This window comes from Undibacterium sp. FW305-107 (assembly GCF_058788535.1).
Genome location: NZ_JBYTAV010000005.1, coordinates 476950 through 489121, shown reverse-complemented (window position 1 = coordinate 489121; position 12172 = coordinate 476950). Strand labels below are relative to the sequence as shown.

Annotated in this window: 9 protein-coding genes; all 9 read left to right on the top strand. The window is 51.2% G+C overall.

What is annotated here, in order from left to right; translation table 11 throughout:
* The first annotated feature begins 10 nt into the window (after positions 1-10).
* The 9 genes from AC3WQT_RS13930 to AC3WQT_RS13890 are packed head-to-tail and all read left to right on the top strand — an operon-like array spanning position 11 to position 12155.
* Positions 11-418 carry a PAAR domain-containing protein gene (locus AC3WQT_RS13930; RefSeq protein ID WP_492704548.1) on the top strand — a complete coding sequence of 136 codons (408 nt, stop codon included), beginning with the start codon at positions 11-13 and terminating at the stop codon, positions 416-418.
* Between the two features lie 2 nt (positions 419-420).
* Complete coding sequence (locus AC3WQT_RS13925) at positions 421-813, top strand: GPW/gp25 family protein (RefSeq protein ID WP_492704547.1); 393 nt, start codon at positions 421-423, stop codon at positions 811-813.
* An 18-nt stretch (positions 814-831) separates the two neighbouring features.
* Positions 832-1017, top strand: coding sequence for a hypothetical protein (locus AC3WQT_RS13920; protein ID WP_492704546.1), 186 nt, complete (start codon positions 832-834; stop codon positions 1015-1017).
* Between the two features lie 11 nt (positions 1018-1028).
* Complete coding sequence (locus AC3WQT_RS13915) at positions 1029-4361, top strand: baseplate J/gp47 family protein (protein ID WP_492704545.1); 3333 nt, start codon at positions 1029-1031, stop codon at positions 4359-4361.
* 5 nt (positions 4362-4366) lie between these two features.
* Positions 4367-5482 (top strand): hypothetical protein, encoded by a 1116-nt coding sequence (locus AC3WQT_RS13910; protein ID WP_492704544.1) that lies wholly within the window; start codon positions 4367-4369, stop codon positions 5480-5482.
* Positions 5479-6459, top strand: coding sequence for a phage tail protein (locus AC3WQT_RS13905; protein WP_492704543.1), 981 nt, complete (start codon positions 5479-5481; stop codon positions 6457-6459). The genes AC3WQT_RS13910 and AC3WQT_RS13905 overlap by 4 nt, the downstream gene beginning before the upstream one ends.
* A complete protein-coding gene (locus AC3WQT_RS13900; protein WP_492704542.1) occupies positions 6456-7280 on the top strand; it encodes a hypothetical protein in 825 nt (274 codons plus the stop codon). The genes AC3WQT_RS13905 and AC3WQT_RS13900 overlap by 4 nt, the downstream gene beginning before the upstream one ends.
* A gap of 13 nt (positions 7281-7293) precedes the next feature.
* Positions 7294-11511: a beta strand repeat-containing protein gene (locus tag AC3WQT_RS13895; protein WP_492704541.1), complete on the top strand. Its 4218-nt coding sequence runs from the start codon at positions 7294-7296 to the stop codon at positions 11509-11511.
* Positions 11511-12155 carry a hypothetical protein gene (locus AC3WQT_RS13890; RefSeq protein WP_492704540.1) on the top strand — a complete coding sequence of 215 codons (645 nt, stop codon included), beginning with the start codon at positions 11511-11513 and terminating at the stop codon, positions 12153-12155. Before AC3WQT_RS13895 ends, AC3WQT_RS13890 begins: the two co-directional genes overlap by 1 nt.
* Positions 12156-12172 lie beyond the last annotated feature (17 nt).

Sequence of the window (12172 nt, the reverse complement as noted above, 5' to 3'; positions counted from 1 at the left end):
GGGAATGGGTATGCCAGCGGCAAAATTGGGCGACAGCATAGTGAATGCGGCCGATATTCATATTGTACTGGTGCCTTCGCCAGGCGGCCCGGTACCGACTCCACAGCCGTTTCCATTTAACGGCAAGATCAATGCCAATACCAGTTTGAATGTGCGTATCAATAGCCGGCCTGCAGCTACTGTCGGATCGATGGCGACTAATATTCCACCGCATATTCCAACCAGTGGTACGTTTCAGGTGCCACCAACCAATCTGGGGCGGGTGATCATAGGCAGCATGCGGGTGCGCATCAATGGCAAGGCTGCGGCACGTGCGGGTGATTTTTGCGAGACCTGTCACGATATTCCACCTGTGGGGCCACAGGCGCCACCGCCTACAGTGCAGGTATTGGGTATGTCCACCGTCCTGATAGGCTAGTCATGGCCAACAGCGCAGATTTTCTGGGGAAAGGTTGGGCCTTTCCGGTAGCCACCCAGGGAGGGCGGGTGTTGATGGCTAGTGATGCCACAGACATTGAGCAGGCAATTTTGATCATCCTGCAAACTGCACCTGGCGAGCGTGTGATGTTGCCCAGTTTTGGTTGTCGCATCAATGAACTGGTGTTTGCAGCGGGAAATGCCACCTCGGTCAGTCTGGCACAGTTGTATGTCAAGCAGGCACTGGATCGTTGGGAGCCGCGCGTCGTCGTGACTCAGGTGGCCGCAGGAATTGATCCTAAAACGCCGAATTGCCTGACCATTTCGGTCAGTTATGTCATTCGCACCTCGAATCAGCCGGGTAATCTGGTCTACCCATTTTTTCTTAAATCATAAGTACGGAGTCAAACCAGCATGGACATGGAAATTATCAAAGCAAGGATACAAGATCTGAAACGCAATCAAGAAGCCGGAGAAGCGCAAATGCTGGACATGGATCAGAAAAGACGTGAGTTGCAGGCCACCCTGATACGCATCAGCGGTGCGATTCAGGTGCTGGAAGAATTGATGGCCGAACATGAGCAGGCGACCAAAAACTGACTGAACTGACAATGACAGACCCTATCCTTGATTTTCGTGATGACGATGCTTTTTACAGCCAGGTGCTGGAATTGGCATTGGCGTATGCGCCAGAGTGGGCCGACTACTGGCCCACTGCTGTGCCGACCAAACAGGATATTAATCAGGATCCGGGGTTGGTACTACTGAATCTGTTTGCACACCTGGCAGCTTATACGGCCAAAATCGAAAACCAGATGCCCTTGCAGAGACGGCTGGCATTTTTTCAGTTCATGAACATGAACCTGCGCCCGCCAATTCCAGCCCAGGCGGTATTGCAATTTCAATTGCAACAGGATCAAGCTGCGCAAATGGTAGCAGCCCAGACGCCAGTGCTGGATGGCGACAATCAATCTCTGCGTTTTCAAACAAATAGCGATTTGCTGGTACTGCCAGCCAGCCTGGTGGCAGCCATGACCATCATTCCGGCACAGGACCAGTACATCGATGCCTTACCCTTGATTTTAGGAGGGCAGGTCGGGGTGGTCGCCAGCACTGCCGCCAACGGTGGCAGCGTAGTATCCCCTGCTGCCAGCATTCCCTTGTTTGTCGCTGATCAAAGCAGTGATCCGGTTGAGCAAGCTTTGGGACACTGGTTCATGATGGGGGACAGCCAGTTATTTAAACCGGACGATTCCTTGCAAAACATCGTCATCAGCTTGACCGGCAAGAATCTATATCCCGAATATTTTGAGCAATGGTTCGATGGTGCCATGCAGCCTCTGGAATCGACAGTTGTCGCTTCGCCAGACAATCTCAGGCTCGATATCAGCTTGCAGAGCACACCAAGGGCAGATGCACTGACAACAGCGCAGTTGCAAGAGGAGTTGTATCACGCCGAAGAGATTGAAGCCGGATTTGCAGCTTCACCCAAAACCAGTAGCGATGACCCGGCGATGTACTGGTTGCTGGTCCAGCCTGCACCTGGCATGAAGGTTTTGTCAGCGCAGGAAGCGCAGTTGCCGGTGATTACAGGCTTGCAATGTACGATGAATGGCAAGCAAATTCAGCCTCAACAGGCTGCCTATAACACGGTGTTGCTTGATGTTGGCAATGGTGTCTATCCCTTTGGCGAAACGCCTGCTCAAAACGATGCGTTTTACCTGCGTTCCGATGCGGTGTTTGGTAAAACTGGTGCCAGGATAACGATCGCGTTTCAGGTGGTACCGGTCAAAGTCGTCATGCCCGTCGTGTTGAATTGGCAGTTTTGGGATGGCGCGGCATGGCAATCGTTCAATGAAACCCAAACCGATGTCAGTACCTATGATTTTGTCGATCAATTCAATAATCTGCAACAGAATAATGCCAACGGTCCTGCATATATCCAGTTTCAATGCCCGGTTATTAGCGAAACCACGGTAGCTGGCGGTAAAGGATTGTGGGTGCGGGTAGTGATCGCCAGTGGTGGTTACGGCCAGGATGGCGGCTTTGAGACCAGTAGTGTCAGTGCGACGATTAATGGTATTCCTGATTCCATCCTTGACTCCAGCGTCAAACCAGATGTTATCAATTACCTCAATAATACGGCTGGAGTGAATTTTTCTTATACCTTTACCAGTTCCAAATATTTTCCACCTTTTATCCAGTCGACACAAATTACCTATGCATATGTCAACAAGCCAAGTAGCTACTGGTGCTATAACGCATTTGACCTGAGTCGTTTTTTGTTCAGCCCATTCAAGCCCGTGAAAGAGTTGCTGACCAGTTTTTTCTTTGCCTTCGCGCCCGGTGATTTTGGCAGTATGAGCCTGGGCAATAAAATGACGCTGTATTTTTATCTGCAACAGGAACAGGCCCAGGCAGGCGGCACTTTGGTCTGGCAATATTTTGATGGGCTGGGATGGCAAAAACTGTCGGTCGATGACAGTACCTATGGCTTGTCACGGTCAGGCATAGTCAGTTTTACGATACCCGCCACCATGCAAGAAGCGTATCTGTTTTCTCAGTCCGCTTATTGGTTCAGGATTGTCAATGCGTGTGTGGATCGTACTATCCGCATTTATGGCATGTACCCCAACACGGTGATGGCCAGCAATATTACCAGCGTGATCAATGAAGTTCTGGGTTCTGGTAATGCGCAGCAGTTTCAGACTTTTGAATTGAATTACACACCTGTGCTGGCCAATCTGAAAGTGGTGGTGCTGGAGCCAATAGGCTTGCTGGTAGAAGACCTGGTCGCAACGGATGCCGCCAATACTGCCAGCGGTACTGGCTTTGACAGCAATAATGCAAAAACAAACAGCGGCAAGAATGGTATCAGTCTGGGCGATGTGATCGCCAAAGTGGCCAAGACCAATGCCAGTACATCAAGTTCCACAGCCAGCACCAGCAATAACTCAACAACAGATGGTGCCAGTATGGTGACGGATGGCCCAAACAGCAGCAACACCCTCAGCGCGCAAACCGGTGCAGCTGTGGCAACTGAATTTGGCATCAGTGTCGGCAGTGATGAAGTGGCAATGGCCTGGGAGATGGTAGATAATTTTGTGTTCAGTGGCCCTGACAGCCGGGTGTATACACTGGATTTTCAAACTGGGCTTGTCACCTTTGGCGATGGTTACCACGGCATGATTCCACCCGTTGGTCATAATAATGTCATTGCGGCTTATTATGAATATACCCAAGGCTTGCGAGCCAATGTCCCCGCGCAGACCATTAACTTGCTGCGCCCCGGTATTAGTAATATTACGGCGGTATTCAATCCCGCGGCGGCCAGTGGTGGTGTAAATGGTGACACCATTGCCAATATCAATGCTACCAGCCCCGCTAAGATCCGCAGCGGTGGCTATGCCGTACAATTGGCAGATATCACCACTATCGCGGCAGCAGCCAGTGCTGAAGTGGCTAAAGCCCGTGCGGTCGAAATCGGTAGCATGATACAGATTTCCGTGTTGGCCTTGTCGGCAGATCCTGTGCCTTATACCACACCCGCCCTGCAAAATACCGTACTGACTGCTGCACGCCAGCATTGCCTGGCAGCTCTGGCGCAGCGCATTACCGTCTCGCCGCCCGATTTTGTGCCCGTGACAGTGACGGCCCAGCTTTTGGTCAATATCTCACCGGACCAACTCAATGCAGTGCAAGAACAGATTATCAGCCTGTTACAGGCATTTTTTCAGCCAGTATTTGGTGGCCTGCGCGGACAGGGTTGGGATTTCGGGCAAACCGTATTGGCTTCTTCTGTCAGTACATTCCTGGCGCATATCCCGCAAGTGGTACTGGTACAGGGCTTGAGTCTGAATAACAAGCAAAATGGCAATGTGACGCTGGGGCAAACTGAATTACCTGTTGCAGGACGTATGCAAATTTATCTTTCGCTGGGGTAATCGCCATGTCTTTCGAATTGCCTAACTTGGATAGAAAAAACTGGCAGCAATTGGTGCAGGACTTGATGCGGCGCATTCCGCAATATACCAGTCAATGGACTGATTACAATGATTCTGACCCCGGCATCACCTTGCTACAGTTATTGGCCTGGTTGGATGAATCGCTGTTATACCAGGCAAATGCCATCCCGCTTGCCACTCAGCAAAACGATTTGCGCTGGGTGCTGGGTCTGGCATTTTCGAGCAACCAGACGGCTTACAGCCAGGCCGCGATAGATAATTATGACTTTGCATTTTTGGCCTTACAAGAGGTGCTGGCCAAAATGGAGGCTGGTGCCAGCCTCTCGGCCACAGACTTGCAAAAAGCAGTGCTCAGTTATGTTGATCATCCCTATCTGGCACTGACGCTGGACAACATTGAAACCCTGGCGCGTGAAACTAATCAGATGATTGCCCAAAATATGGGCGAATCTTCAACCAGACCCTTGCTGGTGGCCAATGCGTATGCCCAGGTAGCACAGGAGGGCAGTACTGCCTATATCTTGAGCGATGCCCGGCCCAGCTATCAATTTCCAATATACCCAAATCAGCAACAATATCAAGGCTCTGCCAATACCATGCGTAAGCTGGCGATGGTAGTTCCCAATAACAATAGCGCAGCATTGCAAACCTTGATCAAAAACGTACAGCAATATCTGGCGGCACGGGTCATAGGTGGCAATGTCGTCCGGGTGCGGCCTGCGCAAAGGACAGATATCAATTTGTCGATTACGATATTGTGTGCTGCCAATACCCGTATCGATGTGACCCTGAACGAAGTGTTTGGCAAACTGTTTCGTTATTTTTTACCTTTGCTGGGTGGCCCCAATAACCAGGGCTGGGAATATGATGTGGCTCCTGTTGCCGACGCGGTGCAACACCTGGTATTGAATGTGGCAGGGATAGAAGCGATTTCATCCTTTGACATGAATTATTTCCCTACCATTGAGTTGTCGCAAACTGCTTGCCTGGACGTGAACGCGCAACTGGCCAATTTGCCATCGGGTACCGCAGGTCAGTTTTATCATGGCTTGCCGCGTTTGCGCTGTCTGGATATTACTGCCATGGGGAGCCAGGCATGAGCCAGACACCAGGTTACCTGCGCTATTTACCGGCGGTCTACAGCACCACCAGCCCGGCTTTCCTGACCCAGTATTTGCAGATTTTTGAAAAAATTCTGACTGGCATCCCCGATACCGAACTAGATAGCCGCAAGGGCATTGCCGAGCTGCTGGCCGCGCCAGTGATTGGTAATCTGTTTTATCCGCGCTTGTCATTCTTGTTTCCGCCTGCCGACACTGACTTCGTTCCGCCCATTTCGGGAGCGGGTACGAATGATGAGAACCAATTATTGATTGAATTAAATACTTATATCGGCGTGCCAGATAGTACCGATCTGATGGCTGGATATAGTAATACTGAACAAACTGCACAGACTGATCCGCTGGCAGGGATTACTGGTTGGTTGAATGATTTCCTGATATGGCTGGGGAGTTGGGTTGATCTGGTGGTGGACAATAGCTGGAGTATTGATAAGAAACGTACTGTAGTGGCCGAAATCATGGCCCTTTACCGGCTGCGAGGTACCCCACAGGGTATGAGCATGATGATCAATCTGCTGCTTGATTTGCCAACGACAATGACAGGTGTGAGCTTCAGTGCGAATAACACGCAAAGCAGCATCACCGGTCAAATGTCTGTCGTCGTCAGCAACCCGACCGTACCGGCATTCCCGGTCAGTAACCAGGTCAGCCAGGCGTTTGTGCTGCAAAGTGCATATCAGACTGGCTCGCCCGTGGTATCGGGATATTTGCCGTGGTTGTTTGTGGTCAAGCTGCTGTTACCGAATGCCTATAACAGCAACTATATCCTGACCAGTGAGAACGTAGCACAGATCCAGTCGGTATTGAGGCAATTGCGCCAGATATTACTCAAGATCAGACCTGCAGGCAGTCAATTCGATATCTTGTTGATCCCCAGCATGCAGTTGCAGGCAAGCGGTCATGCTTCGCAACTGGGCATCAACTCTTTACTTGGTGAACAAGGAATAACAACATGAGTCTGACCATACCTTCCAATATCATGCAAAGCCTGTTGTATACCGATGGCATGTTTTTGACTTCGGCCAACATGACGGCAGAGCAGGCATATTTCAACAATTGGATTTACCTGCAAAACCAATGCACGTTTACGCCAGGGGTATTTGCCGGGGGGATGCAGGTAACACAGCAAGGTAATTCCCTGATCGTGTCATCGGGTGTCGGGATTGATAGTGCCGGGCACTTGCTCGTGGTAGCCAGTAACGGCACACCTGTCTCTATGCCTGCGACCCTGACCAATCCATTTTATGTATATGCCCAGTACCCCGCTATTGGTACTCCCATCGCTGCTGGTTCGCCAGTGCTGAGTTATACCGCACAGGTAATGATAGGTAGCAGTGTTCCCAGTGGGGCGGTGCAGTTGGCAACTGGGGTAGCCAGCGGTACCACCATCAGTAGCGTCACCAACAACAGCCAGCCAGTGTATTTGCAACCGACAATGCTGAATTCATCGCTGGTGAGTATGGCCAATGCATTGAAAGGTAGTGTCACTGTTGATAGCAGCAATATGAAAACGGCGGGCAGCAGTACCACCGCGACGGTAGTGTTCCCAACCACGGGTACGACGTTCACCTCCGCACCCATGGTCACAGTAACGGTGCAGGGCAGCATTCCTTATGCCTTGGCAGTGGCATCTGATACTACCCAGTTTGTCGTGACCCTGACTGCTGTACAAAGTGCACCAGCCACCGACAGTAAAACCGCCAGCACCACCAGTACCACCAGCTCAACCACTAGCAGCAGTGTGGTGTTGAACTGGATTGCCGTTTCCAATCCTTGAAAATGCTCTGTTCATGAACTCTTTACGTATAGAACGCCCACATTATTTCACTGGCGAAGCATTGCTGACCGATGATTTTGTGTGCGAACAGTCATTTCAAATGGGTATGCTGGCGACCCATAATGCCAGCTTGTATACCTATGGCATTGCGACCGGGCTAGTCGTATCAGAGCCGGAAGCCAATAATGGTGTGCAACAGGTACAGGTGTCTGCCGGAGTGGCGATTGACCAGCTTGGGCGGCAAATCATTTTATTGCAAAAGATGGCATTGCCATTGAATGACATTCAACCATCCACCACCTATTTCATTACCATCAACTATGCTGAAGTTTTTGCCGATTACAGTGATGAGACCGGCACGCCAGGTTACAAGCGTATAGTCCAGCAACCACAATTGAAATACCTGCGTAATCTGGATGAGCCGGGCATCAACATCTTGCTGGCTGCGGTGTCGTTTGATGACAATAGAAACATCAGCAATCTCACTTACCAGTCGCAAAACAAACAGCGCCAGTATGTGGGCACCAGTGTTGGTGCCGTGCGCTTCATTACAGCTGACTCGGGTGTCAATACCAATGAAATTGTGGCTGAAACAACGGTAACGCCTGAAGCAGGGCACGCCCAGATTTTGGCCCAAACCGAAGGTTCGGGTGATCAGACCAATTACTATCTGGAATTTGATGCGCCGCGCAGCCAGTTCATGGGGCACTTGAGTAGTCGCGGCAATTTCGGAATCGGAGTGGACCAGCCGGTCGCCAATTTACAAATTGACGCAGTCACTTTCAAGGGGCGTGGGACTTTTACCACCAAGGGTGTGCAAGTTAGTTTTGATGTGCTGACATCACCACCTTTCCAGGTGGGTGACGTCCTGATTTCTGACCAGTCGGTTGGCAATGGTGTACAGCAAAAACGCACCATCAAAACCGTTATAAACCAAGGTTCCTTAGTCAAAGTCGATACACCGTTCTCACCTGATCTTACCAACACTACGTACACTTACATTCGTGCCGCCTTGGCCCGTTTTGCTGTCAATAGCAGTACCAGTAGCCTGTTTCAGGTTAATTATGATGGTTCAGTCGGCCTTGGCGCAGTAGCAGCAGCCAATAATCAGCAAACCGGCCCCAATGCCCTGACCATCACCCCGGATCGCAAGGTCGGCATTGCCTTGAGTGGCGGGGCACCGACAGCCACGCTTGATGTCAATGGGAATATCAATACTACCGGCATTACTTCCAGTGGCAAGATTGTTGCACAAAGTTTCGAGGGGAATGGTTCAGGTCTGAAAAACCTGAACATCATTAGCGACTGGGTCAAGGAAACACCTGGTTCCAATGCCAGTAATTTGTACTATAACTCTGGCAATGTCGGTATCCAGGACAGTAACCCGGAAGCCTCGTTGAGTGTCGGTGGGGGACTGGCTATTATTGGTAGCGGTGTGATTTCGCGCATCAACAATACAGTTGTCACTGGCTACAATACCGCGTTTGTGGATCAGGTCAAACCGGGCGATATGCTCGCCATTGGTACCTTGAACGAACAACGTGCCGTCCTGGCCAGCCAACCAACCAGCGACATCGTCATGAAAGTCAACCCGCAGTTTGCAATTCCGGTCATTGCCTCGGCGTTCTCCGTGTTGTCTGCTGCTACCGGGGACGTGACCAGTGGAACCGGTACGATTACCAGCGATGGCACTACTATCAATGGTAATGGAACTACATTCACGCAACTCAACGCGGGAGATACATTGATCATCCCGCGTTTTACCGCGTCGGCAGCAATTGTACAAACCTGTAATGTAGTTTCCGTGGCCAGCGATACTTCATTGACTTTGAGTAGCGCATTTTCAGGTGCCGTAAGCGGGCTGACCTGGCAATATGTGGTGACCGGTTCTAACCCGGTTAAAGGGAATGGGACAATCACTGTTGCAGAATCAGGTAGCCTGATCGTGACTGGTGATGGCAGTAATTTCAAGACGGCATTTCCCAATGGCACAGGTCAGATTATCGCTTCCCCCGTGGTTAGTGGCGCACCGCAATCCTGGCGGGTGGAGAGCGTCACCGACCAGAATACCTTGACCCTGGTGCCTTCGCGTGACAATTCGACACCGCTGTTTAATGCTGCGACATCAGCATTTATGGTGACCAACGGCTTGCTGGCCAAGTTCCAGACGAATAGTGATAATGGAGTTCTGGATGAGGAAACTGAGGCTACATTACCGCCCGCGATGTTGATCGTGAATAACAGCAACCCCGACTTTCCCAATACTGTTGGCATCAATGTAGAATTGACAGACCTCCTTCCTAAATATGCTTTGCAGGTTAGCGGCGCTGTCAGTTTTTCTGGCGGTGGCAACTTTGATGACCTGACTGTCAATACCTTGCTGGCCAAGCAATCGGTCACCATCAGCAACACTGCCCCCAGTGGCAATTTATTGGCTGTGGGGGCGCCTGTCGGAACTAATAACCTGTTGACAGTAAATGCCACGGCAGTGACAGTGAGTCCCACATTGACTGTACAAGGAACAGTCACTGCCACTGGCAATGTGAGCAGTACTACCCAGTTGCAGGCACCCGTAGTGGTTGGCACCACCAGTGTGCAAACGCCCACCGCGATCAGCAATGCCTTGAACGTGACTGGTTTAAGTATTGATGCTGCGGGTACGGTCAGTTTGCTTGGTTCACGCCAGTCCTGGTCATTATCTAGCGGCAATACTGCTGTCAACTCAATCCAGGCTGTCACTGATGGCTTAGTCTATGGAGTGATTTCGCAAAAGAATATGGATGGCTTGTATTGGGGAGTGATTACTGCCACCAGCCGCACAGGCAGTTCCAACGGTGCAGTGGTTTGTACCATGGCGGCGGCCACAACCACGGTGCAGTACACCACGCCAGATGGTAAAGGGTCGACGACTGCATGGGTTGCTGTTCCTGGTTCGTTTACCATGCCGGTGCGAAAAGGGGAATTCTGGAACGTCGCGTTCCAGTCCGGTATTCGCGGCTTTTCGTCTCCTAATGCTGCCATCTATTGGATTCCGCTGGGGAGTGGCTCTGCTTCTCCTTATACGCCGCCTGTTGCATCTGATTCACCTGCTTCACATGAAATATCGGTTGCGTCAGCTGATTCAGTGACCTCGCTTACTTCTGATACTGCGGTTGCTTCAGCAATGACAATGCCTGGAAATGACGTCAGTACGGTCAAAGCCATGCCGCAAGCAGTTTCTGCCAGTTCCACGATTACTAATGCACCCGGCCCATCGGTTGATGATCTGAACCAGTTGGCTGTTCAACTTTCTTCTATCCCCAATTCTGAAATCAGCGGTGTATCGAGCAGTGCAAGTGTAGCTCCTGTAGCCCCGGAATCCCCAGAATCCGCTCAGGGTAATGCGGCGACTGCATCGGACAAGATCGATGCCAACAGCCAACCTGCAACACCGGGCGACATGGTCCGGACGGATGTCGACACGGTACCTGTGGGCACAAATACAAGCAGCACAGAAGCACTTGACAGTAGCAATGTGGCAGACCAATTTCACCAGAGCCTGCACAATATGGTGGTGCCAACACCGGGTGCTAACGGGGGATTGGCAACCAGCGTGCAAGACACCATAAACCAGCGCGTCAGCAATTTGACCAAGGTACTTGATTCCGTCACGCATACCAGCGCTAGCGAAGCCGAACGGCAGCAATTCGTACAGGAATTACAAAAAATTGTGTGCTCTACCGCGCCAAATGGCGACGTGGTGGCCAAGCCACTGGATGAGCAAAGTGTGCAGGACTTGATCGATACAACCAGCAAACTTACTGGTCACCAGTTCACACCGGAGCAGGAGGCGGTGTTGGGGGATGGGATCAAGGCGCTGGTGCAGATCAATGAAAGTGATGCCAATCGAAATAACCTCAGTCTCATCAAGAAAAATGTGGACATGTTTATTGATAGCTTGCAGCAATCACTCGATATGCAGTTTTCAAGCGACGACAGACGTAGCTTGTTGCGCGGCCTGGTGACGCTGGTGGGAGATGGCAGAACTCGCCCCGAGGTGGCGATGACGCCCCCGATCACTCCGCCTGTTTCTGCAGATGCTGCAGCACCGGCAATTGCTGTACCAGTCACCGAACCTGTCACCAATACTACAAGCACACCGGCGCCAGTTGCACAACCAGGTGCAGAGGCGACTTCGGAGGAAAAATCCCCACCTGCAAACACTGAAAACGATGCCGGAGGGAACAACTAATGAGTGCGATGGTCCACCTGCCTTTGCTGAAAGACGATGAATGCGAAGACTGGGTTCTCACTACCTTGTTCCTGAACGGGCATTGGCGCAAACGGCGACAAGAAGTGCCGTTTTATACGCTGGGCTTGACGGCCTACCTGGATTGCCGCGATGGATCAAGGTCCCTGTATCGTGATCAAGCGATGCTGGATGCTAACAACCATTTTTTGGGAAGCCATTTTCAAGCCTTGCTCGATCTGGTGCAAGCCGGAATGCAAAGGCATTTTGAGGAGCCAGTGCATTTGGCCAGTCAGGCGGCGTGGCCAGGGTTTCATATCTATCAGCCGCATCCGGTGTTTGCATTTCCTGTCGCCAAAATCCATCGTGATACCCAATACCGTGATGTCTTCCCCGAGCAGGTCTTTGCTGACAATGATGTATACACTTTTACTTTGCCAATAAGTAATCCCGATGGCAGTGGTTTGAACTGGTGGCCAGAAGAGGGCGGCGATCCAGTGTTTGTACCGTACCGCAATGGTGAGCTGGTAGTGCATGATGGTCTTCAATTGCATCAGGCCGTACTCAATTGTCACAGTAAACTCGAACGTATCACTCTGCAAGGCCACGCCGTACGCAAAGATGGGCAGCTTTTGCTGTACTGGTAAAACAGCGCAAACACAGA

Bases quoted from the DNA above. Each gene is read 5' to 3' on its own strand.
- AC3WQT_RS13930 (WP_492704548.1), top strand. From the start codon at position 11: ATGCCAGCGGCAAAATTGGGCGACAGCATAGTGAATGCGGCCGATATT.
- AC3WQT_RS13925 (WP_492704547.1), top strand. From the start codon at position 421: ATGGCCAACAGCGCAGATTTTCTGGGGAAAGGTTGGGCCTTTCCGGTA.
- AC3WQT_RS13920 (WP_492704546.1), top strand. From the start codon at position 832: ATGGACATGGAAATTATCAAAGCAAGGATACAAGATCTGAAACGCAAT.
- AC3WQT_RS13915 (WP_492704545.1), top strand. From the start codon at position 1,029: ATGACAGACCCTATCCTTGATTTTCGTGATGACGATGCTTTTTACAGC.
- AC3WQT_RS13910 (WP_492704544.1), top strand. From the start codon at position 4,367: ATGTCTTTCGAATTGCCTAACTTGGATAGAAAAAACTGGCAGCAATTG.
- AC3WQT_RS13905 (WP_492704543.1), top strand. From the start codon at position 5,479: ATGAGCCAGACACCAGGTTACCTGCGCTATTTACCGGCGGTCTACAGC.
- AC3WQT_RS13900 (WP_492704542.1), top strand. From the start codon at position 6,456: ATGAGTCTGACCATACCTTCCAATATCATGCAAAGCCTGTTGTATACC.
- AC3WQT_RS13895 (WP_492704541.1), top strand. From the start codon at position 7,294: ATGAACTCTTTACGTATAGAACGCCCACATTATTTCACTGGCGAAGCA.
- AC3WQT_RS13890 (WP_492704540.1), top strand. From the start codon at position 11,511: ATGAGTGCGATGGTCCACCTGCCTTTGCTGAAAGACGATGAATGCGAA.